The 24252-nt window shown below is 61.5% G+C and carries 23 protein-coding genes; 12 read left to right on the top strand and 11 right to left on the bottom strand.

Annotated features, from left to right (window positions below):
* Positions 1–10 precede the first annotated feature (10 nt).
* Both PW792_13475 and PW792_13470 read left to right on the top strand, forming a co-directional pair.
* Complete coding sequence (locus PW792_13475) at positions 11–256, top strand: hypothetical protein (GenBank protein ID MDE1162937.1); 246 nt, start codon at positions 11–13, stop codon at positions 254–256.
* Entirely contained in the window at positions 253–669 is a 417-nt protein-coding gene (locus PW792_13470; GenBank protein ID MDE1162936.1) for a PIN domain-containing protein, read from the top strand. Before PW792_13475 ends, PW792_13470 begins: the two co-directional genes overlap by 4 nt.
* Here the strand turns inward: PW792_13470 and PW792_13465 are convergent.
* The 6 genes from PW792_13465 to PW792_13440 all read right to left on the bottom strand — a co-directional run bounded on the left by PW792_13465 (position 666) and on the right by PW792_13440 (position 6293).
* Positions 666–1289: an HAD family phosphatase gene (locus PW792_13465; protein MDE1162935.1), complete on the bottom strand. Its 624-nt coding sequence runs from the start codon at positions 1287–1289 to the stop codon at positions 666–668. The genes PW792_13470 and PW792_13465 overlap by 4 nt on opposite strands.
* Before the next feature lie 26 nt (positions 1290–1315).
* Complete coding sequence (locus PW792_13460) at positions 1316–2068, bottom strand: riboflavin synthase (protein MDE1162934.1); 753 nt, start codon at positions 2066–2068, stop codon at positions 1316–1318.
* A 44-nt stretch (positions 2069–2112) separates the two neighbouring features.
* Positions 2113–3306 (bottom strand): bifunctional diaminohydroxyphosphoribosylaminopyrimidine deaminase/5-amino-6-(5-phosphoribosylamino)uracil reductase RibD, encoded by a 1194-nt coding sequence (gene ribD / locus PW792_13455; protein MDE1162933.1) that lies wholly within the window; start codon positions 3304–3306, stop codon positions 2113–2115.
* Positions 3255–3479, bottom strand: a complete 225-nt coding sequence (locus PW792_13450; protein MDE1162932.1) for a hypothetical protein — start codon at positions 3477–3479, stop codon at positions 3255–3257. Before PW792_13450 ends, ribD begins: the two co-directional genes overlap by 52 nt.
* 265 nt (positions 3480–3744) lie before the next feature.
* Positions 3745–4737: a signal recognition particle-docking protein FtsY gene (gene ftsY / locus PW792_13445; protein ID MDE1162931.1), complete on the bottom strand. Its 993-nt coding sequence runs from the start codon at positions 4735–4737 to the stop codon at positions 3745–3747.
* Between the two features lie 86 nt (positions 4738–4823).
* Complete coding sequence (locus PW792_13440) at positions 4824–6293, bottom strand: sugar transferase (protein ID MDE1162930.1); 1470 nt, start codon at positions 6291–6293, stop codon at positions 4824–4826.
* 445 nt (positions 6294–6738) lie between these two features.
* Here PW792_13440 and PW792_13435 point away from each other — a divergent pair, with 445 nt between their 5' ends.
* The 7 genes from PW792_13435 (at position 6739) to PW792_13405 (ending at position 15733) form a co-directional block, all read left to right on the top strand.
* On the top strand, positions 6739–8799 hold the full coding sequence (locus tag PW792_13435; GenBank protein ID MDE1162929.1) for a lipopolysaccharide biosynthesis protein: 2061 nt from the start codon (positions 6739–6741) through the stop codon (positions 8797–8799).
* Positions 8800–8884: 85 nt separating this feature from the next.
* On the top strand, positions 8885–9619 hold the full coding sequence (locus PW792_13430; protein ID MDE1162928.1) for a polysaccharide biosynthesis/export family protein: 735 nt from the start codon (positions 8885–8887) through the stop codon (positions 9617–9619).
* 41 nt (positions 9620–9660) lie between these two features.
* A complete protein-coding gene (locus tag PW792_13425; GenBank protein MDE1162927.1) occupies positions 9661–10914 on the top strand; it encodes a glycosyltransferase in 1254 nt (417 codons plus the stop codon).
* Positions 10915–10918: 4 nt separating this feature from the next.
* Positions 10919–12244 (top strand): lipopolysaccharide biosynthesis protein, encoded by a 1326-nt coding sequence (locus PW792_13420; GenBank protein ID MDE1162926.1) that lies wholly within the window; start codon positions 10919–10921, stop codon positions 12242–12244.
* Positions 12241–13695, top strand: coding sequence for an O-antigen ligase family protein (locus tag PW792_13415; GenBank protein MDE1162925.1), 1455 nt, complete (start codon positions 12241–12243; stop codon positions 13693–13695). Before PW792_13420 ends, PW792_13415 begins: the two co-directional genes overlap by 4 nt.
* A complete protein-coding gene (locus PW792_13410) occupies positions 13692–14639 on the top strand; it encodes a glycosyltransferase family 2 protein (protein MDE1162924.1) in 948 nt (315 codons plus the stop codon). Before PW792_13415 ends, PW792_13410 begins: the two co-directional genes overlap by 4 nt.
* Positions 14636–15733, top strand: a complete 1098-nt coding sequence (locus PW792_13405) for a hypothetical protein (GenBank protein ID MDE1162923.1) — start codon at positions 14636–14638, stop codon at positions 15731–15733. Before PW792_13410 ends, PW792_13405 begins: the two co-directional genes overlap by 4 nt.
* Here PW792_13405 and PW792_13400 read toward each other — a convergent pair.
* Positions 15730–16749 carry a glycosyltransferase gene (locus PW792_13400; GenBank protein MDE1162922.1) on the bottom strand — a complete coding sequence of 340 codons (1020 nt, stop codon included), beginning with the start codon at positions 16747–16749 and terminating at the stop codon, positions 15730–15732. The two genes, PW792_13405 and PW792_13400, sit on opposite strands and share 4 nt — an antisense overlap.
* A 74-nt stretch (positions 16750–16823) precedes the next feature.
* Between PW792_13400 and PW792_13395 the strand changes: the two genes are divergently transcribed.
* Together PW792_13395 and PW792_13390 are read left to right on the top strand one after the other, a co-directional pair.
* A complete protein-coding gene (locus PW792_13395) occupies positions 16824–17876 on the top strand; it encodes a hypothetical protein (protein MDE1162921.1) in 1053 nt (350 codons plus the stop codon).
* Positions 17877–17946: 70 nt separating this feature from the next.
* Complete coding sequence (locus tag PW792_13390; GenBank protein ID MDE1162920.1) at positions 17947–19029, top strand: hypothetical protein; 1083 nt, start codon at positions 17947–17949, stop codon at positions 19027–19029.
* A gap of 66 nt (positions 19030–19095) precedes the next feature.
* Here the strand turns inward: PW792_13390 and PW792_13385 are convergent, their stop codons facing one another.
* The 4 genes from PW792_13385 to PW792_13370 all read right to left on the bottom strand — a co-directional run bounded on the left by PW792_13385 (position 19096) and on the right by PW792_13370 (position 23129).
* Entirely contained in the window at positions 19096–20085 is a 990-nt protein-coding gene (locus PW792_13385; GenBank protein MDE1162919.1) for a tagatose 1,6-diphosphate aldolase, read from the bottom strand.
* A 176-nt stretch (positions 20086–20261) separates the two neighbouring features.
* Positions 20262–20750 carry a hypothetical protein gene (locus PW792_13380; GenBank protein MDE1162918.1) on the bottom strand — a complete coding sequence of 163 codons (489 nt, stop codon included), beginning with the start codon at positions 20748–20750 and terminating at the stop codon, positions 20262–20264.
* A 32-nt stretch (positions 20751–20782) separates the two neighbouring features.
* The gene (locus PW792_13375; protein MDE1162917.1) at positions 20783–22363 is read right to left on the bottom strand and encodes a sigma-54 dependent transcriptional regulator; all 1581 of its coding nucleotides are present in this window, start codon (positions 22361–22363) and stop codon (positions 20783–20785) included.
* Positions 22350–23129 (bottom strand): ATP-binding protein, encoded by a 780-nt coding sequence (locus PW792_13370; protein MDE1162916.1) that lies wholly within the window; start codon positions 23127–23129, stop codon positions 22350–22352. The genes PW792_13375 and PW792_13370 overlap by 14 nt, the downstream gene beginning before the upstream one ends.
* 382 nt (positions 23130–23511) lie before the next feature.
* On the opposite strand from PW792_13370, the gene rph reads away from it, so the two are divergent.
* Positions 23512–24252: a ribonuclease PH gene (rph, locus tag PW792_13365; protein MDE1162915.1), complete on the top strand. Its 741-nt coding sequence runs from the start codon at positions 23512–23514 to the stop codon at positions 24250–24252.

Below are 24252 nucleotides of genomic sequence, written 5' to 3'. Positions count from 1 at the left end.
GAGGCTTCTGATGGCTACGTTGACGCTACAGGTGGATGCGGATCTGCTGGCTCGCGCAGAGGCCGCCGCGAAGAGCGCTGGGACGGATGTCGAATCGCAGTTGTTGCGGAAGCTGGAAGAACTGGGCTCTCGCGAAAAAAGCGGGCGGTCAGAACAGTTCGATGCTGTTCGCAGAATGATTGAAATCTCGGACGCAAACCCGGCTTATCTGGAAGGCGGAATGCCTTCACGCGAGGAACGCAACGCCCGCGGATGACGGCCTTCCTCGACGCGAATATCGTGATCGATGCTTTCGCGGACTTTGCTGATCCGCGAAAGCATTCCATTGCTCGTGACCTTGCTCAGAGTTTGAGTGCTGATGGTGAGTGCATTGTCTCGCCGCAGGTTCTGAAAGAGTTTGCGAACGTTTGTACGCGGCGGCTACGTGGTCAGCTTTCAGAAGAAGTCATCCTTCAACTGTTACGGCAGCTGTCGAGGATCCCTTCCGTTGAGACAACGGCAACCCTGATTCTTGCAGCGGTCCGGCGGCACTTTGCCAATCGCATCAGCTTCTACGATGCGTTGATCATTGAAGCGGCCATCGCTGGCGGAGCGGATGTTCTATACACCGAAGACCTGCAGCATGGGCAGGTCTTCGATGGGTTACGTATTGTGAATCCGTTTCTTTAGCGCGCTGCAGCTTCTGCTGCGGCAAGGCGTTCGCTGGGTAGCGGAACGCGTACCCACTGCATTCCGGCGGCTTTGGCGGACTCGATACCCGGCTGCGCGTCTTCGAAGACGAGGCAGCGCTTCGGGTCGACGCCGAGCATCTCGGCGGCCTTCAGAAACGGTTCCGGATCGGGCTTGCCCTTCGTGTACTCGCCCGCGCAGACCAGCACCTCGAACTTGTCTAAAAGACCAAGCGCTTTGAGCGAGTCCACGACCGACTTACGCGGCGATCCGCTGACGACGGCGAACGGAATCTTGCCGTGCTTGTCGTGGATGTGGTCGATGACCATGGGAATGCCATCGATGGTGTGCACCATTTCCTGGTACATCAGTTCCTTCTCATGGGCGACTTCCTTCACGGGCATGGAGAGGCCGTGCTGCTCGTTGAGCAGGTGCAGGATCGTCTCCACCGGCAGGCCGCCAAGCGAGTAGAACTGGTCTTCGGGGAACGGGCAGTTATAGGTGGCGAGCATCTTGTTCCAGGCCACGTAGTGCAGCGGCATGGAGTCGACGATGGTGCCGTCGCAGTCAAAGAGGTAAGCGTCAAATTCGCCGTGGGGAATGGTGAGTTTCGTGGTCAAGAGTGAGTGTCCAGTCGTAGTGAGAGTTAGTAGCCGCGCGCAATCAGCGACTCGACGGTGAGGCCGCCGGGTTCAACTGGTGCGGGGAGAATCGTGGGTGTTTCGTTTGCATTCCAGCCAGGAGCAGGCGTTGCGGCCGAGAGGCCGGCGCGGCGTTCGGCATACCGGGCGAGCACATCGGTTTCGAGGTTCACCTCCGTGCCGGAGAGCAGCGAGCGCAGGTTCGTCGATTTGTACGTGTGCGGGATGATCGCGACCTCCAACAGGACGCTGCCGTCAGCGTTTACAGGGTGCAGCTTTGCGACCGTCAGCGAGATGCCGTCGATGGTGATGGAGCCCTGCTGCACGATGCTGGCTGCTAACTGCGCGGGTGCTTCGATCGTCAGCCGCCAGTCGGTACGATCAAGGTTCGGCTGCAACGGCTCGAGTGAAATCAGCTTGCCTGTGCCATCGACGTGCCCTTGCACGACGTGACCGCCGAGCGGCGAACCTGCGGGCGTGGGGAGTTCGAGGTTCACCAGGCCGCCGGGGGTAAGGCTCGTTAGCGTGGTGCGGCGGATCGTCTCTTCGGCGAGGTCCGCAGCGAAGCGGCCGGGGTGCTTTGCATCCGCTTCCTGCACATCGATGGCCGTTAGGCAGGTTCCGTTAACCGCGATGGAGTCGCCTTGTTTCCAACGCCCCGCGAGCGCAGGGGCGGCGACAAGCAGACGCATCGCGCCGCCTTCGATGGGCGTCAGTGCAAGCACGGTGCCGGTGGTTTCGATCAGGCCGGTAAACATAGGACTAGTTTAGATGGTCGCGAACGGCAATGGTTGCGGGGTGGTCAAACCGCGGCCCACGGGTCATGAAGATAGCCGGTGATCCGGATGTCTTCGCTGTCGCCGTGCGGGAAGGTCGCGCGGGTGGCGTTGGAGAGGCGTTCCTGGATGGCGAAGGGAGAAGGCCCACCTACCGCGAAGGGAAGAGCGTCTGGCCCGAGTTCGCTTTCCGCGAAGTAGAGCACCAGTTTATCGACCAGCCCTGCGCGGAGGAACGCAGCGTTGAGTCTGCTGCCAGCTTCGAGCAGCACAGAGCGGATGTTGCGCCGGTGCAGCGCCTTCAGCACGGCGAGTGGTGAAAGCTCGGGCAGAAGCTCGACGTCCGCCCCGGTTGCGGTGAGCGCCGCCGAGTCCGCTCCTGCCGTGCCAAAGAGGAGCAGGTCAGAGGTGTTGGGTGTGTCGCCGTACTCGGGCTTCTGCTTGCGGAGAATCGTGGCTTCGCGGAAGAGCGCGGCCGTGGGCGGCGTACGGAGATGGGAGTCCAGAACCACGCGCAGCAAGGGGCGGCGCCGAGGCTGGCCGGTGCGGTCGGTCAGGGAGGGATCGTCTACCAGCACGGTGCCGATGCCGGTCAGGATGGCGTCCTGCGTGTGGCGGAGTTGCTGCACATCCGCCCGCGCAGCGGGGCCCGTCAGCCAGTGTGGCGCGGCTTCGGCGGAGCGTTGAGAGGGAGGCGGTGCGAGCTTGCCATCGACGGAGAGCGCAGCTTTGAGGGTGACGAAGGGACGACCCTGCACGATGGAGAAGGCGAACGCGTCATTGAGCCGCCGAGCCTGTTGGGCAATTTCGCTGCTCGCAGGAACGACTTCTACCGCGATGCCAGCAGAGCGGAGCTTTGCCAGGCCACGGCCATGAACGGAAGGGTTAGGATCGGCTGTCGCCACAACGCAGCGGGAGATGCCTGCTGCGAGGAGGGCGTCTGCACAGGGGCCTGTGCGGCCGTGGATGGAGCAGGGTTCCAGTGTGACGTAGGCGGTCGCGCCGTAGGGGGAGTGGCCTCGAACCGCGACGTCTTTCAGCGCGACGATCTCTGCGTGGTCGCGGAGATCGTAGAGGTGAGCACCTTCGCCCAGAACGTCCCCGGTTGCGGTAGTCAGCACACAGCCGACGGCGGGGTTAGGGGACGCGAACGCAGAGGCGTCGCGTGCTAGTTCGAGCGCACGGTGTAGGAAACGGTCGTCATCTGGCAGCCAGGGCATGCTGTTCCAGCATACGTCCCGTTGAGCAGATCATGTCGCGAAGGAACGGCATACTGCAGGCCGGCGGCATACTCGGTGGGCGGGATAAACGCGTCGTGAACCTGCGTGCGAGCCAGCGACTGGGCATGGCCGAACGAGAAGAAGAACGCAAAGAACGCTGTTAGGAAGTGCATGGTGGACTCCAGCAATAGGGCTGTCAGCTCTATCGGCAACGCTATGCAGGACTTCAGAGCACCGAGTGATCTGTAATGCTGCACACAAGGAGAATAGATGGAACCATGCGGTTTTGGGGATGCCCCAAAGGTTTGGAAAGATTCTTTTTTTGGGGTTGCAGAAAAGTATTCGACAGCATAACAATATTGCGGCGAAGTTTGACCCGCACAAAGGCCCGCACAAAGTCTTGCCGAATACGAGTGTTGCCGCCCTTGGGAGGGCGGCTTAGCCGAGCAGCGAGTCGGTGAAGGCGACTGGGTCGAACTCCAACAGGTCGTCGAGCTTTTCGCCGGTGCCAACGTAGCGTACGGGGAGCCCAAGCTCATGTGCGATGGCCACGACGATGCCGCCCTTGGCGGTGCCGTCGAGCTTCGTCAGGACAATGCCGGTGACCTTGGCCGCCTCGGTGAAAAGGCGCGCCTGCTGCAGGCCGTTCTGGCCGGTGGTGGCGTCGATGACCAGAAGGGTCTGGTGCGGGGCTCCGGGGATGATTCTGTCAGCGGTGCGAACCATCTTGTCGAGCTCCTTCATCAGGTCGCTCTTGGTATGCAGGCGGCCTGCCGTATCGACGAGCAGAACATTGGTCCCACGGGCCTTGGCGGCGGTGGCTGCGTCAAAGAGTGCGGCTGATGGGTCGCCACCCTGCTTGGTCTTGATGAGGTCCACACCTGAACGCTGGCCCCAGACTTCCAGCTGCTCAATGGCGGCGGCGCGGAAGGTGTCCGCGGCGCAGAGCAGTACGGAGCGGCCTTCGCGGGTGTAATGTGCGGCCAGCTTGCCGGAGGTGGTCGTTTTGCCGGTGCCGTTCACGCCCACCATCATGATGACTTCGGGCGGGTTGGACGGGGCGTAGACCGGCTTGGCGACGTTGCTGAGGATGCGGAGAATTTCTGCCTTCAGAAGCTGCTTCAGCTCCGAACCGGAGGCGATGCCGCCACGCAGGGCGCGGTCGCGCAAGTTGGCGATGATCTCGTTGGTTGTCGGCGCGCCGATGTCGGAGGCGAGCAGGCCGAACTCCAGGTCGTCGAGCGCGATGTCATCGACTTCGCGGGTGAGGGCGACGACTGCGCCAACACTGGACGAGAGCGATTCGCGTGTACGCGTAACCGCGGCGCGCATGCGGTCGAATAAACCGCGAGGTTGCTCTGCTGCTGTTTCTTCGGGAGCGGCGGAGGGCGCTTCCGGCTCATCTTTGCGCTTGAAAAACGAGAAAGCCATGGGTCTTTAGTGTAGCGGGTTGCGAGCGTTTGCAAGAACGCCCGGCTGATTCGCCGGGCGGAGCTGTTTCTGAGGTGAAGTGGAGCTTAGTAGGCTCCGCTGCGTTTGACGACGGCGGCGAAGGTGCGGAAGAGGATCTTCGCGTCCAGCAGGAGGCTCCAGCGGTCGATATAGCGCAGGTCGAGCTGAATCGTCTGGTCAAAGTCCGTGTTGGAGCGACCCGAGACCTGCCAGAGGCCGGTGATGCCGGGTTTCACGGAGAAGCGGCGCATCGCCCAGGGGTCGGAGAAGCGTTCGACGTCGCGCGTCGGCAGCGGACGCGGACCAACCAGGCTCATATCGCCCAGCAGCACGTTGAGCAGCTGCGGCAGCTCGTCCAGGGAGGTTTTGCGGATGAAGTTGCCAACGCGGGTGACGCGCGGGTCGTTCTTCATCTTGAACATCGGGCCGCCGAGCTCGTTGTGCTTCTCCAGTTCGGCCATGCGGGCTTCCGCATCGACGACCATGGAGCGGAACTTGAACATGCCAAAGGTGCGCTTGTTGCGTCCCCAGCGCTTCTGCACGAAGAAGACCGGGCCCTTGCTTTCGAGCTTGATGGCGACGGCGATGGCGAGGAAGACAGGCGAAAGCAGCACAACGCCGAGGAAGGCGAAGATGCGGTCGAGAGCGCTCTTCAGGTAGAGGCGTTGGTCGTTGTGCACCATCTCCACCACGCGCGCGCCGGTGCTTTCGTCGATGCCGTGGTGCTTGGCGATGGCGGTGTTGAAGAGGTCGAGCGAGTACTGTGTCTGCACGCCGGCGGAGCCGCAGGCGCTCATCACGTCCTGAATTTCAGAGAAGCGGCTCTTCATGGGCAGCGCAATCAGCACTTCGTCGATGGGCTGGCGCATGAGCAGTTGCTCCAGCTCCTGGACGGTGCCGAGAACAGGGCCGAGGTCGCCGCAGTCGTTTTGCGGTTCAGAGTCCACAAAACCCGCGAGCATGTAGCGATACTCCGAGTGGTTGGAGAGCGCGAGCGTCATGGCGCGTGCCCGCGGGCCGGTGCCGATGACCAGAACGTTACGCTGCTGGCGAAAGCTGGGGCTGACGTAGGCGTCGTAGCTGTAATACGCCGCGCGAGTGGCAAAGAAGAGCGTGGTGCCGGTGAACCAGAAGACAAAGGCAGAGCGCAGAACTTCGGGGATCGAGCCGTGGGTGAGCACCAATACAGGAAGCAGAGGCAGAGCGCAGACCGCAACCGTTACCGGGACGCGCCACAGAAAGCTGCCGGGCGTGCGATTCAGCCGGGGCTGGTGCAGGCCACAGACCCAGAACGTTAGCCGCCAGGTCGCGAGCAGAGCCGCGCAGAGCAGGAGCGTCTGCAGCGGGACGCGCAAAGCGAGCACTTCGGAGAAGTTTCGCCCGGCGGGAAGAATGCTGCTGAAGAATGTGACGCCCAGCGCAAGCAGCAAGGCCGCCAGATCCGCCATGCGGACAGGCGACGCACACATCCTGCGTACCAGAGGGGTCGTTGCTCCGGTCGTTGCGTTGCTGCGGCTAACGGGAATTGAGGGCATTGGAGAATGTCCAGGAAGAGAAACACCGAGCTCAGAAGTGGGCGTTTGAAGGAACATGAAACTCCTCAAAGTGTCCGCGGCGTTAATTGCAGAGTAAACCGCAGAAGGATGATCGGGGGCCGATACAAGGACAACACGAGGATGTACACCGAGGTAATCAACCAGGCGCGTCATGTAATCACGCAAAGGTGGTAGATTGCGGCTTTGTCTCTAAAGCCATGTTACGGAGGTGGTTACTTTCGTTCAAGCAAGAAATGGCCTGGTTTAGGCGATGTTCCACCGGGATTTTGTCCGGTTTTCCTCGGTTTTTCGGGTTGGAACAGTCTCTACCAATAACTGTCTTGGTACACTTGGCGGTAAAAGCGGCCTCGAAAAAAACTTTACGTGGGAGAGCGACGGACAGCCTGAGATGAACGGTTTCGCGCCGCCCAAGATGCGACAACTCGTGACAGAAGCCGTTTTCCGTCGGAAGCGGGTGTTTTGGCGCGTCGTTTTTACGGTGGTGCTTCTCGTTGCTGTTGCCAGCTTCCTGATTCCGAAACGCTATAAGTCAGAGGCCAAGCTGATGGTGCAGCCTGTCCGCGCGATGGGACCGCTGACCACAACGCCGACTGACAGGCTCGTTGCTGCCAACCAGGTTTCGCCCGAAGAGATCAACAGCGAGGTCGATCTGCTGGAGAGTCAGGGTGTTGCCCGTCGGGCGCTGGGCCAGAGCGTGGTCACGCCGCAGAGCAAGGATGAGGAGCAGGCCTCTCAGGCCCTCTCGCATCATCTGACCGTCGACGCCGTTCACCAGACCAACCTGATCAATGTTTCGTTCGTCGGCAAGACTCCGCAGGAGGCCACGGCGACGCTGAAGCGCGTGCTGAGCGCCTACTTTGAGCAGCGGGCCGGAACCGGTATCTCCAGCGGTGCGGCTGGCTTCTTCGAGCGTCAAGTGCAGGCCAAGAACGAGCAGCTTTCGGACGATCAAAACAAGCTGACACAGTTTGAGGTCGCGCATGGCATTGCTGATCTGGACGACCAGAAGAAGCTGCAGGTGGACCGCATCAGCGGGTTGCAGAACCAGTTGCTCGGCGCGCAGGCCCAGTGGGCCGGTTTGCGCAGCAAGGCGGCGGCGAACAAACGCGAGTTGAGCCTGACCCCGGCGCGTTCCCGGACGATCGAGCGCACGATCACGAACCAGTACTCGCAGGAGCGGCTAAATACTTCGCTGGTCGACCTTGAAAACCGTCGCACGGAGTTGACGAAGCGTTATCCGCCGACCGACCGCCAGGTCGTAGAGATCAACGAGAAGATTGCGACGACGCAGAAGGCGATCACCACTGCCGGATCCAACCCCGCAGGGGAGACCGCGACCGACGTGAACCCGGTCTATCAGCAGTTGAGCGAGGCGGTTGCGACTTCGGTGGGTGAGTCCAGCGCACAGTCGGCGCAGGTGGCTGAGCTGACCGTGCAGCTAAAGGACGCGAAGGTTCGCTTGTCGGAGCTTGAGCAGTCTACCGCCGAGTACAACGAGTTGAAGCGCCAACTGGCACAGGCGCAGAACGATTACGCGCTCTATGCGCAGCGTCGGGACGAAGCCAGAATCTCCGAGGCGCTGGACCGGGCGAAGATGTTCAACGTCTCGCTGGCTGAGCTTCCCATGGCTTCGAACGTTCCGGTACGCCCGAAGCCGGTGCTCTACATTCTGGCGGGGACGGCCTTTGCTGCGATGCTCGGCATTCTGCTCGCGCTCTACCTCGATACGGCCAGCGAGCAGGTGTACACGCCTTCGCAACTGGATGCTCGCACCGGCACGCGTACGATTGCGACGCTGGCAGAAGATCTTGGCGACGGGGAAGGCAACAGGCTGGAGTATCGCCGCATTCTGCTGGCGATTCGTCAGGCGCTGGAAGCTTCGGAGGGCGCATCCGGTAGCGGGCATCAGGCAGCTGCGAAGGCTATCGGGGCCGCTGGGTACTGCGTTGCATTTGTGGCTCCGCTGCGTGGGGAAGGCGTCAGTTATCTGGTGGGCCATCTGGCGCACGAGGCGGCGCGGCAGGCCTCGGTTCGCGTAGCTGTGCTGGACGTGGAGCCGCTTCTGCGCAAGTTTGAAGCGAAGGAAGATGTCGGCTTCGCGATGAAGTATGACGCGGAGCGGATGCACTGGGTGCTGGACCTGGGCGAGGACGCGGAAGCCAGGCAGGAAGCGGTCGTTCCATTGCGCTCCAGCAACGTGCATGGGCTCTTCTCCACACGTCTGCGGCCGCTGCTGGTCGAGGCCCGCAAGAACTTCGACTTTGTCTTTCTCGACTGCCCGAGCCAGCAGGCCTCTACGCTGGCGTCGGAGCTGGCGCGTGGTGTGGACGGCTACGTTGCCGTAGTGGCCGCAGGGCACGCCCGTAAGCAGAACATCGAGGCCCTGAGCGCGGCGCTGACCGATGCCGGCGCACCGCTGCTGGGCTGGGTGTTGACGCGTCGTACCTATCCGGTACCGCGCTGGATGCATCGCCTGCTCTGGTAGCCCGTTGCTGCGCCATGCAACTTTCATGACAGATGTGCCGAGCTAGGTTCTTCCCGCGTTTCGTTCTGTGAGCGATGCTTGAGGGGTGAAACGTGTTCTCCTCCTCCGCGCGATAGTTGGCAGCTTTGGCTTTTTGAGCCTGCCGCTGCTGGCCCAGATCCACGGCGCGGGCAGCTCGCTGACGGGGCCGCACAATGCACCGCAGCCAGCGATGAAGGATGCCAGCATTACCGCAACGAGCGCGATGAAGGCCTACACCGTTCACGAGGGCGACACGATCGACGTGCTCTTCCGCTTCACGCCGGAGTTCAACGATGAGGTTGTCGTTGGTCCCGATGGGCATGTTTCTCTGAAGAGCACCGGCGACATCGCTGTTGCAGGGTTAACGCTGCCGGAGCTGGAGCGCAAGGTAACGCTCGATTCGTCCGCGAAGCTTGTGAGCCCCGAGGTGACGATTTCGCTCAAGGACTTCGATCGGCCGCACGTCACTGTTGCGGGCGAGGTCAACACTCCTGGCCGTCAGGACCTTCGCAAGCCGACGACCGTACTGCAGGCGATTATGGCTGCGGGCGGACCGAAGGAGATTGCGGCGATGGGCCGCGTGGTGCTCTTCCGACGCATCAATGCGGAGACCAGCGAAGTCCACATCCTGAAGCTGAGCAAGTATGACCCGGTGACGCGCGCAAAGAACGATATGGTGCTGCAGCCGGACGATGCGATCCTTGTGACGCACGATCATCTCGAAGGGCTGGGGCGTGTCATCAAGACGATCAATCTTGGTGTGTATCTGCAGCCGTTGAACAACGTCGCAGTCTTTTAGCGACAGCCCTACCCATTCAAACAAGCTGAGCAGGAGTGAGTGTGAGCACGTTGAAAGTGCTGCTAATGGCGTATGAATGCAGCCCGTACCGAGGCTCGGAGTGGGCTGTGGGCTGGGGACGTCTGCTGCAGGCTGCCCGCGTTGCGGAGACGCACGTCATCACCGGCGAAGAAAATTTTCACGCTCTGGAACGTGCTCGCGGCGAAGGTTTGCTGCCGGAGAACGTCCACTTCTACACACCGGAGCCGGATGCGAAGCTGCGCGCTCGTGACCCGCACGCCGGAATGTTCGCGTATCACTATGGTGCTTACCAGCATTGGCAGCAGCTTGCATTTCCCCTTGCTGAGAGCCTGCACCGCGAGCACGGCTTCGATGTTGTGCATCAGGTCACGGTGAATACCTTCCGCGAACCGAGCTATGCGTGGCAGCTCGAGGCACCGTTTGTCTGGGGGCCGGTTGGCGGGTCGCAGAACTTCCCCCTGGCGTTTCTGCCGATGCTTCCTGCGAAGGAAGCGGCGAAGGAGCTTGTGCGGGCCGGGGTGAACCATCTTTCGCTGCGGCTGAAGCCTCGTGTGCGGGCTGCGGCGCACAAGGCGAGCATCGTCTTTGCCTCGAACTCGACCAACGCGCAGGATTATCGCAAGGCCTGGGGGCGGGAGATCGAGTGCCTGCTCGAAACAGGTTTGGCGGAAGTGAACGAGCCGGACCGTACGCGCTTCGAGCAGCGGGCTGCCGGTGCTTCCGGACCGTTGAAGATTCTCTGGAGCGGTGAACTGCAAACGCGCAAGGCTTTGCCCGTGCTTCTGCGTGCGTTGGTCTGTGTGAAGCAACCGTTTCAGCTCACCGTGCTCGGTGACGGGCCCATGCGTCCGCTGTGGGAGAGTGAAGCGGCAACGCTCGGTCTGGCGGACCGAGTAACGTTTTGCGGGCGCCTCCCGTTTCCTGAAGCGGTCGCTGCAATGCAAAAGGCTGAGCTCTTCTGTTTCACCAGCCTGCGTGACACCAGCGGCAACGTGGTGCTTGAGGCTCTGGCCGCAGGTGTACCTGTTGTGTGTTTCGACCATCAAGGCGCGGGAGATATGGTGAGCAACGCTTGTGGTGTGAAGATCGCTGTGACTACGCCTACGCGTTCTATCCAGCAGTGGGCGCAGACGATTGACTCGCTGGCGCAGGAAGGCGAGCGTCTGCTCGCGCTGAGCCGCGAAACAACGGCGCAGGCGCGGAAGTTTTTGTGGTCCGCAAACGGTGATCGCATCAATGCGGTGTACCGCGAACTGGCCCGCGTGAGACCATGAGCGCATGACGACATTGCCAGAAGGGGGCATCGGCCTTGAGGCCGACGAGGTACTGGCTGCGGCACGTCCGCTCGGCTTATGGCATCGTGCTGTCCGCATGGCGAGTGATCGCATGGGCTATGCGCTGGCCGACCAGGTCGTCTACAGCTTTGGCAACATGGTGGTGGCTGCGCTGCTGAGCCGCCACGCCGCACAGCGCGAGTTCGGCATTTACATCCTGACGCAGCGCAGCATGGACGTGCTCATTCAACTGAGCAACGTCTTTCTCTGGGCTCCGTTTACGTTCAATCTGCCGGGGACGGAAGACGAACGCAAGCGCAGCTTTCTGGGCAGCCTGGTGATGCAGCAGGTGCTTGCCTGCGTGCTGGCAGCGCTGCTGCTGTGGGGGCTGGGCGCGTGGTCGCAGCATGGTTCGCGGCTGCTCTATCGCGATACCTTCGCTCCGCTGGCGGTGACGAGCATTGCGATCCTCTTTCGCGAGTTCAACCGCAGAATGTACTTCTGCTACATGCGCTTCAAGGCTGCGTTCTGGACAGACCTTGCGACCGTCGCCTTGCAGATTGTAGGCGTCGAGGCGCTTTACAAGACGCATCGGTTGACGGTGCCGAATACGCTCGTGGTGCTGTCGGCCGGTTGCCTGATCGTCTCGATCTACTGGCTGATTACGGAGTGGGCGAGCTTCGTTGTGCGGCTGCGCGACACGCGCAACGACTTCGCGCATAACTTCCGTTTGGGGCGTTGGCTGCTGGGCTCGAATATGGTCTTCATGATCAGCTCGCAGTGCAACCCGTGGGTGATCGGCTCGCTGCTCGGCGGAGTCAGCGTGGGGGCGTATACCAAGTGCGAGAGCGTGGTGAACATACCTCGCGTCGCGCTGACGAGCCTGCAGAATACGATGGCGCCGATGCTTGCGCGTTCGTATCACAATGGCGGCAAGCCAGCCCTCACTCGCCTGGTCTCGCGGTTCAATCGCCTGCTGCTGATCGGCTCCATCCTGTTTGCGGTGGGCATCATCGCCGTGGGCCCGTTCGTGGCAGAGGCGATCTTCAAGGGCGCTCCTGCAAACTCTCGCGTGATTCTCGCCGTGCTGTCGTTGAACTTTGTCGCCTTTGCGATGACGATGGCGCAGAGCTATGGGCTCACCGCAATGAATCGCGCGCGCCTTACGTTCTATGCAAACCTGGTCGGCATGGTGACGCAGGCTGGGGTGATTCTTTGGCTGGTGCGCTCGTACCAACTGCCCGGCGCGGCAGCCGCGCTGCTTGTGGGTAGCGTGGTAGTGCTCTTCGTGCGGCAGTTCTTCTATCGTCGCGAAACGAGGACAGCGTGAGCGTAGCGACGGGCTGGATGGCCGCGGCGGGCAGCGAGCGCCTTCGCGCGGAGATTGGCCGCGCGACGTTTCGTGTGCGTCTGGTGAAGATGCTGTGCGGGCTCGTGCTGGCGATCTGCTTCTGGTACTCCGTGCCGTACGTTTTGCCGTTCGTGCCGGAGCACTCCATTGACCGTGCTGCTGCAACGGCCAGCGTGGCAGAGACAGGCAACCTCAGCCGACAGATAGCGATGCCGATCGTCGCGTTGATCTCGCTCTTCCTGCTGTGGCGGTTGCCGAAGCGTGGTCGCATCGGCGGGCAGTTGATTTACTTTGCCACCGCGTATGTGGTCTGGGCCGTGATGAGCGTGGGCTGGAGCGATTCGCCTGGTCTTTCGACCAAGCGCCTTGTCGTCTTCCTCTTCAATATTTTGTTTGCCTATATGATGGCGCGTGTCTTCTCGCTAATCGAGATGGCGCTGCTCGGCATGTGTGCCACGGGTGCCGTCGCGCTGATTGCGTTCTACAGCGACGCTATCCTGCAGCGCATCTTTGCACCGCGAGATCCTGACTATCGCTTCCAGGGTGTAACCACGGCAAACTATCAGGCGATGAGCCTTTGTGTTCTGCTCTTCTGCATCGTCACGCTGCTGGCGTACAAGCCTGAGTGGGCGAAGCGTCTTTGGTTTGCGTTTGGCACGGCCTTTGTCTTGCTGTTTATGACGCGCGCCCGCATGAGCACCATTCTCGCGATGCTTCTGTTCGGCATCATGCTGCTGCGTTACGCGCGCCTGCGCTGGAAAACAGAGACGCGTGCGATGGTACTGATCGCAGCGTTGATGCTTGGTGTTGCAGGCGCCTCGGTGCTGGTGATGAAGAACGGCACGGACGCGTTGCAGACCGTCTTCATGATGGGCCGCAACGATACGCAGAACACCTCTAACCTCTCCAACCGTGGCCCACTGTGGCAGGAGCTTGCGGGGAGCGTGGCGCAGCGTCCGCTGCTGGGCTTTGGCTATGACGGCTTCTGGAGCGCGGCGCGTATCGCGCGCATCTCTGCCGATCAGGGATGGTCGGTGCCGCACGCGCACAACAGCTACCTCGACCAGACGCTTTCCCTGGGACTGATCGGTGTGGCGCTCTACGTCGGTGTGATGTGGAGCGCGTGCTGGATTGCCTGGAAGCGTTATCGTCATGACCATACGGAAACATCTCTGTTTGCGGCCGTGCTGCTGACGTGGATCGTGTTGCAAAGTCTATCGGAGTCAGCGCCGGTTGATCCTTATCTGCCGACGCTGCTGGCTTACGCCTGCGTGGCGAAGATGAGCCTGGTGCCGGGAAGCGAAGCGGAGAGCGATCGCTTTCTCGCTCCACATGCGATCCTCGGCGGCCTTACCCCTGCTGACGTACAGAGGCTGCCTGCGGATATGCGGAACGATGCCGTAAACATTCTCGAAGGGAGAAAAGCATGAACGCTGCGAGTGAGCCGGGGCTCGTGAGTATCGTGATCCCGACCTACAAGCGTGCTGCCGATCTGCGCATCGCGGCAGAGAGTGCGCTTGCCCAGACGTATCCGCTGATTGAAGTCCTGATCGTCTCCGATGGTCCTGACGCCGAGGCGCGTGCTGCTGTAGAAGGCATGGATGCTCGCCTTCGTTACATGGAGCTGGCGCAGAATCGTGGGCCCGCGGAGGCCCGCAACGCAGGCGTACGCGCCAGTCGTGGCGAGTGGCTGGCGTTTCTCGACGACGACGACATCATGCTGCCTGCGAAGATTGAACACCAGATGCGTCTGGCGGATGCCACGCAACCGCAGCGCATGATTGCGTGCTGCCTGGTGTATCGGCACGATGGTCGTGAAGATGTGCAGCCCGCACGGCCTATCGGGCCGGACGAAGATGTGGCCGATTACATTTTGCTTCGCCCCGGTCTGATGAAGCGCCCCGGTGTGCTGACCCTGCAGGCGTTGATGGTGCATCGCTCCATATTGGAGGCTGTGCCGTTCACCTCGCACCCCGAGCATGAAGACTGGGCGTGGTTTCTGGAAGCCTGGCATCTTGCTGGCGCTCGTGTGGAGTTTGTCTGGGAGCCGCTGGTGATTTACAACATCGCGATGGACAACCTATCGCGTTCGCGGCGCACCAACTGGCAGGATTCGTTACGTTGGGTGGAACGTTATCGCGAGTGGATCGACGGCCGCACGGCCGCGTCGTTCCTTGCGACCAAGGTTGCGTTGAAAGCCAAGCGGGCAGGGGACTGGCAGGGCATACGAACGGTCTACGCGGCGATGCGTCGCTCGAAGCCGGGTTTGCTGGAGTGGGCTTTCTTCCTCGGCATCGCAATGCTGCCGAACGCCCTGCTGCAGGCTGCGTGGAAGCGTTCGCTGCGTGCGGATGCTGAGGCTGTGAACGCGTGAAGCGCGCTGCCTCCATGCTGTTTGCCATCGCCTTGCTGCTTTGCGTCGCATGGATGTGGCGATCACACGGTCGCCACGCAGACGCTGCCGCCACGCGTGATCAACTCTCCACCGCCAAGCTTGTTGCAAGGAAATTTTACGGTCGCAGGTTGGAGCCCGCGGAGAACGTTCTGCTGCATGGCGGTGGCCAGAGCGACGAAGAGTCGTTCAACAATTACACGGCTGCCGTTGCTCCTGCGAAGCCCATGCTCACGATGAAGTACGTTGACCTGCGCGACGATCTGGGCCAGTTCTTCACGCAGTTGCACCGCGACCTTGATAGCCATCGCGAGTCTCTTGTGCCGCAGATCGGCCTTGCGCTGAATCGCGGTTCGGCCAGCAAGCATTATGAAATGGAGACGGCTCGCGGCATGGATGATGGGCGTCTGCAGGCGTTGTGCGCAGGTCTGCAATCGCTGCAACGACCGGTCTTTGTGCGCATCGGCTATGAGTTCAACGCGCCTTGGAACGGCTATGACGCGTCCACGTATCGTTCAGCGTTTCGCAACGTCGCGCAACAGCTTCATGCCTGCTCGCCGATGATCGCCGTTGTGTGGAACTGGTCGGCGCGAGCAGAGTTAGACCGTCAGCGCGGTGGTGAAGATGTGGCGCTGGCCGCGTCGCGCTGGCGCGAGTATTACCCGGGCGACGATGTTGTTGATTGGTGGGCGATCAATCTCTTCAAGCCTGAAGAGATCGGTTCACCGCTGACGGCGGAGTTTCTTCGCGCGGCCGATAAGGCCCGCTTTCCGGTGATGATTGCAGAGTCGACGCCGCGCAACGCTGGCGTGCGTGGCGGTCAGCTAAGCGTGGATGCCTGGTTTGCGTCGTACTTTGGGCTGTTGCGCTCTTCGCCTGGCATCAAGGCGTTTTGTTACATCGATTGGGAGTGGTCACGCTTTCCGCAGTGGGCTGACTGGGGCGATGGCCGTATCGAAGACAACGATGTGGTGATGGGTTTCTACCGCGATCAGATCGAAGGACATGCTCTCTTTGCGAACGCTCGTGATCGTGCCGCTACGTTGCAGTTGCTGCGCGTGAAGACGCCTCGCTAAAGAGGCTTCTTCGTCGCGTCGCTGCGCTCGCCATGGCGTATGCGGAAGTCCATGCTGGCGGCGAATTTTTCATTCGAGCCCAGTAGCGAACGCAACAGACCGCCGGTGTAGGCAAGGCTCAAGTGCGCTTCGCTTGCCGCGCGTGCATTACGTTGCAGCTTCGCAAGCGCCAGCGTCGGAAGATCGCGAAACAGTGTGACGCTGATGCGTTTGCAAGCCACGATGTAGGGGTTCCACCGTTGCCCGCGCAGCCGGAACATGCGTGACTCTGCCACGCCGATCCGCTTTGCGGTGAGCGCGATCGCGTGCGGTGTGGTGCGTCGCTCAGGGATCAGGTGGTGCACCACGGCGGCTGGTTCCAGCCAGAGCACTTTGCCTGCGAGCCTCGCGCGATAGAAGAAGTCCGTGTCTTCGCCGCCTTCGACAAAGCGCGTGTCGTATCCGTTCAACTCTTCGAAGAGCGAACGCCGGAGCATCACGTTGTTGGTCGCGGGGAGTATCTCCACGGGGTACGCGCGTGAGCTTCCTCCTGGAGCGGTCTCTCCCAGCAACCGTCGCGCGCGCGGGCCGTAGTCGCTGCTTTGCAGCCCGTTGGGAAGGCTCAGGATCGTGTCCCCGCCCACAGCATCGACGTTGTTCGCCAGCGCTGCGGCGTAGAGCTTTGCGAGCCAGTCGGGCTCTGCTAATTCATCATCGTCGAAGCTCACCAGCCACTCACCCTGTGCGTGCGAGGCCGCGAGGTTTCGTGCCGCAGCTACGCCGCTCTTTGCGCCATGCAAAATGTGCAAAGGGAAGGGGGCCGTTGCGGCTAGCTCCTGCAACACGCTCAGCGTGTCGTCGGTAGATTGGTCGTCCACCACAACCATCTCCAGCGAAAGTGCCTCAAGGCCTGTCTGCGCGAAGAGCGATTGCAGCGCACCACGCATCTGCGCCGACCGCGAGCAGGTCGCGATCACGAAGCTGATGCTGGGGCGAGAAGGTTCAGAAAGCATAATGTGTGCGGATATCGCTGCCAACAGCATATCCTTCGCGCTCTACTGCGAAGTACTTGTTTTTGCTCACGTATCATCGTGAACAAGGCTCCCAACTTATGAAGAATCTCCCTGCACGGCTTGCAATTGTCGCCGCCCTTGCAGCGCTTTCCGGCTGCTCGTCGTCTACTCCCAGCTCGACCTCTTCTCTCAGTGCAGACGCGGACCGCTATGCGTCCTACACGCAGACCTACACGATTCCGTACTCCGTGACGCCGAACTTCGCGAACCTTACCAGCACGTTGAAGGTGCAGGCCCAGGTGAACGGTGGCACGATCTCCAACTTCACGGTGGATACGGGCTCCGTGGGCGTTGTGGTTCCTGCCTCTGAGGTGCCGAACATTCCTTCGGGATCGCCGTCTGGCAGTCTTACCTATTCGTCGAGCGGACTCAAGCTGACGGGTGTCTGGGTGACGATGCCGGTAGTCTTCCCTCAGGCCACCGGGAGCGGGTCGCTCTCCGGCAAGGTGGCCACCGCGACAGTGCCGGTGCTGGCGGTTACCAGCGGTACCTGCACGGGATCGGGTGTGAACTCGGGCAACTGCACAGGCACCATTCCGCACATGCTCGGCGTTGGTTATGGTCGCGGCACTACGACGGAGACCTCGCCCCCGTACAACGCCTTTCTTACGTTAGCTGAAATGACCGCAGGAACAATGCGGCGAGGCTACACCATTGCTCGCGACGGCATCACGCTGGGGATCACCTCGGTGAGTTCGTCTGGCTACGCGATGGCCGCGTTGACCAGCGCAGGCACACCAGCTTCCGGCAGCAAGAACGACTGGACGACCGTGAGCGGTGGCTTTCAGGTTGGCTCCAGCGCGGCTGTCACGGGCACCGTGCTGTTGGATACCGGTCTGTTGAACATGATTGTGGAGAACGTCAACATGCCGCAGAGCGGAACGCTTAGCTCCGGCACGAAGATGGTTGTCACCATCGCGCAGCAGAGCTACACCTTTGCCCTGGGCGATGGTGGTGTGCAGACGCCGACGAGCGCGAGCTATGCTTCGGCTTCACACGGCACCTATCTCAACACTGGACTGCGTGCGCTGGGGCACTACGACTACCTCTTCGACGCCGATGGCGGCTACTCGGGACTTCGTCCCGAGTAGGTCTGCAGTCTTTCGTAATGTGCGTTCTCTCGTGCGACGACTTACACTCGCCGCACGGAGGACATACTGAATGCAGAAGCAGTGGTTTCGGGCCGCGCAGTTTGGCGGCGTTTTGTTCTTGTTGGCGATGGTTGGTTGTGCCGCAGGTCCTCTTGCGGCGGGCAGTGCTGCCAGTCCCAAAGTGGCTACCCCTTTGGTGGCAAGCACGTACTACAGCGACTACTCCGAGTACTACAAGGTGCCGTGGGTGGGTTCGCCGGACTTCTCTGACCTCACCAGCACGTTGAAGGTGAATGCAGAGGCTAACGGCGGCACAGAGGCTTCTTACACCGTCGATACCGGTTCCGTCGGCATGATCGTTCCGGCCAGTGAGGTGCCCGATCTGCCTTCGGGTACGGCAGGAAGCATCACCTACTCCTCCAGCGGGTTGAAGCTTACGGGCACATGGTCGACCGTGACGGTCAGCTTTCCGGATGCAGTGAACGAAGATGGCGATAACGTTCCAGCGACTGCCACGCTTCCTGTGCTCGCTGTGACGGAAGGCACCTGCCTGGGAACAGGCGTGAACTCCGCAAGCTGCACCGGCGCGATTCCTCACATGCTTGGCATCGGCTTTGGCCGGGGCAATACGCTGTACAAGTCGCCACCGTATAACCCCGCTCTCAACGTCACGGAGATGGTCGCTGGAACGATGCGTCGTGGCTATCTGATCAAGCGTGCCGGCCTCTACCTGGGGCTGACGGCTGCAACCGTCGGCGATAGCTTCACCACGCAGCAGCTGACGAGCGCAGGCACTCCCGTAGCCGGGACGCACAACGACTGGGAGACACCGACGGGTGGCTTCAAGATCGGTACGGGTACGGAGCTAACGGGCAGCGTCCTCGTCGATACGGGGCTGCGAAACATGATCGTCGAGGATTCCTCGTTGCCGACTAGCGGCAGCGTCACGGCGGGCACGTCGATGACGATTTATATCGGCACCCACGACTACATCATCACGGTAGGAGGCACCGGTGGAGCCACGCCGACCGTGGTGGATTACGCTACGCCGTCGAACGGAACCTTCGTCAACACGGGGCTTCGTGCGCTGTATCACTATGATGTGCTCTACGACGCAGACTCCGGCCTCTACGGGCTCTGGTATATCCAATAAGCGCAGTGCAGACACAAAGAAGCCCGCCGTCATGGCGGGCTTCTTTGTGTCTAAGCTCGAACCGGCTTAGGCGTTGACCTTCTCTGTCCAGGGCGTTGCTGTCTGCAGCGCGCGGTTGACGTTCTCGATGTTCTCCACGCCGACTGTCTCCAGCCAGTTGCGGAATGCGGCTTCGCCTTCCTTCGCGTAGATCGGAATGCCTTCCTTCCACGTCGCACGACCGCAGAGCACGCCATTGTACTTCACGCCGGACTCGCCTGCCAGTTCCAGGGTCTCGATGAAGACGGGGTTCGACACGCCAGCCGAAAGATAGATGAACGGCAGTTCGGTAACGGTAGCTGCAGCGCGGAAGTGCTCCAGAGCTTCTTCACGCGTGTAAGCGGCTTCGCCCTTGAATGCCTTCGTGCCCTGCACGAACTCCATCACGATCGGCACTTCGACCTTGAGGACATCGACAGCGTAGCGCGGTTTGGAAAACTCCTTCATCGCGCCGGTGACGATGGACGGCTTCTTGCGAGCGTACGCGACGGTCTTCTCATCGCCGCCCTCGGCGTCATAGCCGACGAACTCGAGGAAGAACGGGATGTCGGATGCCTTGCACTCTGCGCCAATGCGCTCAATCCACGCGTGCTTGAACTCGTTCACTTCCTTCGTGTCGAAGGGTGTGTAGTAGAGCAGGATCTTGATGCAGTCTGCGCCAGCTTCCTTCAACCGCTGCACGCTCCATACGTCGAGCAGATCGGGCAGGCGGCCAGCCGTGTTGGCGTCGTAGCCAGTCTTCTCATAAGCCAGCAGCAGGCCCTTGCCGTTCAGGTGCTGCGCTGCGGGCAGGCCAAACTCGGGATCAAGCAGAATTGCCGAAGCGTGCTTGGTCAGAACGTCCGTCACGTTCGTCTTGAAGACTTCCAGATCGTGACCGGTGGCTTCACCGCCACGCTCCTTGGCGAGCGACTTCTGCAGCGATCCACGCTGGTCCATGGCTGCAGCGGCGATAACGCCACGCGCATCAGAAACAGCCTTCAGACCTGCAAGTTTTCCGGGTGTCAATGTGATCATGCAATCTCCTCGGGGGTTGAGAGGCGGTCTGACAAGAGCCGCATCATACGCCGTGATTGTACACAGCCACCGTTGCCCGCGTCTGAGAGACGGTGCGATCATCGAACGCCTGTGCGATAGCCAGAGCTCCACTCTGTGATCGTTAGCAGTGCGCGGCTGTGTTGGCGTCCCCTCTTTTACTGCGCACGCAGGCGGTCCCGGAGATCTCCTGCCAGCTCTACCAGATGGCGCAGTTTCGGGGCTTGCGTCGCGGTGGCGTCGCGAAGCGCGAGCTGCGACTCCAGCAAAAGCCCTGCCAGCAAAGCGCTCAGCTCGTTCTGCAGCGCGAGCACCGCCGCCTGGCGCGCCTGCTGTTGATCATGCGATCGCCGTGTCAGCGTTGAGCGTACCTGCCGCACGATGCGCGGCGTTCCCGTGATGGCAAAGTTCAGCTCCAGCACGCTCGCTGCCCCGGCGTTCTGGTAGATCGTGTCCGCGGCGTCAGGATCAGCCGCTGCCAGCGTCTCATCCAGCAGCACCAGCGAGTACTCGTTTCGACGCAGCAGCGCCAGTCCGGAGCGCCGGTTAGGGGCAAGCTCGAGCTTCTTGTCCAGCTCGGTGCGGAGGGCTTCCGCTGCGCGCTGTGCCGTCGTTTCAGGCGCAATAATCAGAATGGGCTGTGGCATAGCGTTTCCTTGTCCTTTCTGGGAACGGGGCCCTAGCCGAGGCTGGTTTCATCGCCCAGGCCGTACTCCTTGAGCTTGCGATACAGCGTTGTCTTGCCGATCCCGAGCAGCTTGGCGGCCATCAGCTTGTCGCCCTTGAGCTGCCGAATGGTGTTGAGAATCGCCTGCTTCTCCATCTCCGCGATCGACTGCACCGGCGGCGGATCATCGTCCAGCGCATAGGAACCCGCAGGGCCAGCATGGCCCGGAGCGGTTGCGTCTCGGCTCCCGGCGCCTCGAATAATGTGGAAGCGGTGGTCCTGTAGCTGCGTCGGAAAGTCGCCCATGTGCAGCACAGGCCCGCTGGAAAGAGCACAGGCGCGTTCAATGGCGTGCTCCAACTCGCGCACATTGCCGGGCCAGTCGTACTCCATCAGCAGCCGCAGCGTGTCGTCGGAGAACGTGTACCGAATGCCGTTCTCGCGGTGCATCCGTTCCAGCACATGCGCGGCCAGCAGCGGAATATCGGTCTTGCGTTCGCGCAGCGGCGGGACGCGAATGTTGACTACGTTCAGACGGAAGTAAAGATCTTTTCGGAACTTCCCTTGTTCGACCATCTGGGTCAGGTCGCGGTTCGTCGCCGCCACGATGCGTGCGCTGATCGGCAGCGAGTGGGTTGCGCCCACCGGACGCACCTCGCGTTCCTGCAGCGCGCGCAGCAGCTTTGCCTGCAGATCCAGCGGAAGCTCGCCAATCTCGTCCAGGAAGACGGTGCCATGATCGGCCGCCACCAGCAACCCGGTTTTCGCGCGATTCGCCCCGGTAAATGCTCCCTTCACGTGCCCGAAGAGCTCGCTCTCAATGAGCGTCGGCACCAGCGAGCCGCAGTCCACCGGAATAAACGGCTTCGACGCGCTCGGCCCGTTGCTGTGGATCAGGCGTGCGATCAGTTCTTTGCCCGTACCCGACTCGCCCAGAATCAGAACCGGATGCGACGTGTAGGCGACCTTGCTCAGGATGCGGTACAGCTTCTCCATGGCTGGTGACCGGCCCACAAGGGAGCCCATGCCTTTGCCGGTACGCAACTGCTCACGCAGCGCACGGCTTTCGTGGTCGAACGAACGTCGCTGCGCCGCTGCCTCAAGCACGGCAGAGAGTTCATCGAGCGTGAACGGCTTGGTCAGGTAATCGCTGGCGCCGATGCGCATGGCCTCGACCGCAGACTTCACCGTGGCAAACGCTGTCATTACGACCACGGTCGTGCCGGGGTGGGTGGAGCGAACCGTCTCCAGCAGAGCAAGGCCACCGCCGCCAGGCAGGCGCAGGTCGAGCAACAGCAGATCGGTCTGTCCGCTGGCGAGCTTTTCGCGTGCCTCGTCAACATCACAGGCCTCTGTCACAAGGAAGCCCATCGAGCGGGCGATCTCGGCACACGCGTGGCGCACCGGCGCATCGTCGTCGACGACGAGCACGGCCAGTGTCGGGCGGTCGGCATGCTGGTCAAATCGTCCGGCGTCACCGGTCGGATACTGTCGGCTGGCTTCGTTGCGAAGGCTGTCGGCGGTAAGTTCGTTTTCGGCTATACCTGCTTGTGCTGTGCCCGTTCGTGCAAGGGGAAGCTTACCGTCTGACATGCGCGGCTGCCCCCTTCGAAAGCTTGTTTGCAGGCGCATGACGTGCCAGTGGTTGCTGAGTCAGCGGCCAGCTCAGCGTGATCGCCGTACTCTGGTTGCGGCGAGCGTGTATCTCAAAGCTGGCACCGGAGTCCTCCGCCAGCTCATGCACAATGTGCAGCCCAAGGCCGTGCCGCCGCAATGTGCTGGGCGCCTCTTCGCAAAAAGGAGAGACAGCCTGCGCTGCGCAGAGCAGGTTCATCCCCGGCCCATTGTCGGCTACCGTCATGGTCAGCCGGGTGGGGGACGCGGCCAGCGTTACGGCAATGTGGCCGTCGTGACGGCCTGCAGAGACAAGAGCGTTGACGGCATTGCTCACCAGGTTGATGGCCACCCGTTCGAGGGACTCAATGGTCAGCGTCGCCGGCTTGCGCAGGCTTCGCTGCGTTGTCAGCGTCAACGATGCTACCGGCGCGGCCATTCTTCTAAGCACAGGCTCCAGCGACAGCAGCGCTTCGCCCGGATCTGCGGTCGGAGCAGGGAACGCCTCGTGTGCCAGCGACTCGAGATTGTTCTGAATCAGGCGACCGATGAGCGTTGAGGACCGTTCGGCCAACAGGCGCAGTTCGCGGCTGTAATGCTGGTGCTCCGGCCGAAGAACTCCGGGCCGATCGAGAAGATCGCAATAAAGGGTCAGCGCACCGAGAAGATTCCCGGCATCGTGCGCCAGTCCGGCACCTTCTGCGAGGGGGCCAGACGTTGTGAGGAAACCCTGTCTCTCCTGCATTGAGACAGGAAGAAGGGAATGAGTGCTTGCGGCTCTGTTGCTCAGCGAGTGCGCCTGCATAAACGTCTCCGAGTTGTTGTCTTACGTTACTTTGTGCGGTTACATAAGAACACGTTGCGTGCCAAAGTGGGAGATTTCCATTAAGTCGTTGATAAAGATACGGTAGAGGCTGTTTCTTGAGCGAACGTCGCTAAAAGCGAAATTCCCGAAATGGGAGCCTCCGGCTCTTGAAGAGTACAGAATCTCAGCAAAAGACAACATAGCTGATATTCCCGTTTTGGTGCGAAATTCCTGTTTTGATATCAAAATACAAATGTTATTTCGCCGGAAGTAACCTCTTCCCGAAATCACGCAATTCTCTCGCGTGGGCTACGATTCAGGGATGGCAATTGATGAACTGTTTCGCAGCGGTGACCGTGGAGCGCAGGACGCTCGCCCGCTGAAGATGACCCCGGGTTTCGTCGCGACGGCTGAAGGGTCGGTATTGATTGAGGTTGGGCACACGCGCGTGTTGTGCAACGCAACGGTGGAGCCGACGGTCCCGGGCTGGCTGCGCAACTCCGGCAAGGGCTGGGTGACGGCCGAGTACTCGATGCTTCCCCGCGCCACGCTCACGCGCACTCCGCGCGAGTCGGAGCGCGGCAAGATCGGCGGTCGCACGCATGAGATTCAGCGATTGATCGGTCGTTCGCTGCGCTCGGTCATGGACCTGAAGGCGCTCGGCGAGCGCATGATCATCCTCGACTGCGATGTGCTGCAGGCTGACGGAGGCACCCGTACGGCGGCGATCACGGGCGCGGCAACCGCGCTGGCGATTGCGCTGAACAAGCTCGTCGCTGCGGGGACGTTGAAGGCTTCGCCGCTGCGCGAGATGGTTGCCGCGACCAGCGTCGGCATCGTCGACGGCCGTGTCCTGCTGGACCTGGCGTACGAGGAAGACGCTCGCGCCGAGGTGGACATGAACGTGGTGATGACGGCCGCAGGCGGCTTTGTCGAGACGCAGGCAACGGCTGAACGGGAACCTTATAGCCGCGCACAGCTCGACGAGATGCTGCGAGTGGCCGAGGGTGGCATCCAGCAACTGCTGGCGGCGCAACTGGAATGTCTGGCGAAGGCGGTTTAG

It is taken from the genome of Acidobacteriaceae bacterium (genome assembly GCA_028283655.1).
Classification (GTDB): domain Bacteria; phylum Acidobacteriota; class Terriglobia; order Terriglobales; family Acidobacteriaceae; genus Granulicella.
The sequence above is the reverse complement of the archived record's forward strand: the minus strand, read 5'-3'. Positions and strand labels throughout refer to the sequence as shown.

Bases quoted from the DNA above. Each gene is read 5' to 3' on its own strand.
- PW792_13475 (MDE1162937.1), top strand. From the start codon at position 11: ATGGCTACGTTGACGCTACAGGTGGATGCGGATCTGCTGGCTCGCGCA.
- PW792_13470 (MDE1162936.1), top strand. From the start codon at position 253: ATGACGGCCTTCCTCGACGCGAATATCGTGATCGATGCTTTCGCGGAC.
- PW792_13460 (MDE1162934.1), bottom strand. From the start codon at position 2,068: ATGTTTACCGGCCTGATCGAAACCACCGGCACCGTGCTTGCACTGACG.
- ribD (MDE1162933.1), bottom strand. From the start codon at position 3,306: ATGCCCTGGCTGCCAGATGACGACCGTTTCCTACACCGTGCGCTCGAA.
- PW792_13450 (MDE1162932.1), bottom strand. From the start codon at position 3,479: ATGCACTTCCTAACAGCGTTCTTTGCGTTCTTCTTCTCGTTCGGCCAT.
- ftsY (MDE1162931.1), bottom strand. From the start codon at position 4,737: ATGGCTTTCTCGTTTTTCAAGCGCAAAGATGAGCCGGAAGCGCCCTCC.
- PW792_13440 (MDE1162930.1), bottom strand. From the start codon at position 6,293: ATGCCCTCAATTCCCGTTAGCCGCAGCAACGCAACGACCGGAGCAACG.
- PW792_13420 (MDE1162926.1), top strand. From the start codon at position 10,919: ATGACGACATTGCCAGAAGGGGGCATCGGCCTTGAGGCCGACGAGGTA.
- PW792_13410 (MDE1162924.1), top strand. From the start codon at position 13,692: ATGAACGCTGCGAGTGAGCCGGGGCTCGTGAGTATCGTGATCCCGACC.
- PW792_13395 (MDE1162921.1), top strand. From the start codon at position 16,824: ATGAAGAATCTCCCTGCACGGCTTGCAATTGTCGCCGCCCTTGCAGCG.
- PW792_13390 (MDE1162920.1), top strand. From the start codon at position 17,947: ATGCAGAAGCAGTGGTTTCGGGCCGCGCAGTTTGGCGGCGTTTTGTTC.
- PW792_13385 (MDE1162919.1), bottom strand. From the start codon at position 20,085: ATGATCACATTGACACCCGGAAAACTTGCAGGTCTGAAGGCTGTTTCT.
- PW792_13380 (MDE1162918.1), bottom strand. From the start codon at position 20,750: ATGCCACAGCCCATTCTGATTATTGCGCCTGAAACGACGGCACAGCGC.
- PW792_13375 (MDE1162917.1), bottom strand. From the start codon at position 22,363: ATGTCAGACGGTAAGCTTCCCCTTGCACGAACGGGCACAGCACAAGCA.
- PW792_13370 (MDE1162916.1), bottom strand. From the start codon at position 23,129: ATGCAGGAGAGACAGGGTTTCCTCACAACGTCTGGCCCCCTCGCAGAA.
- rph (MDE1162915.1), top strand. From the start codon at position 23,512: ATGGCAATTGATGAACTGTTTCGCAGCGGTGACCGTGGAGCGCAGGAC.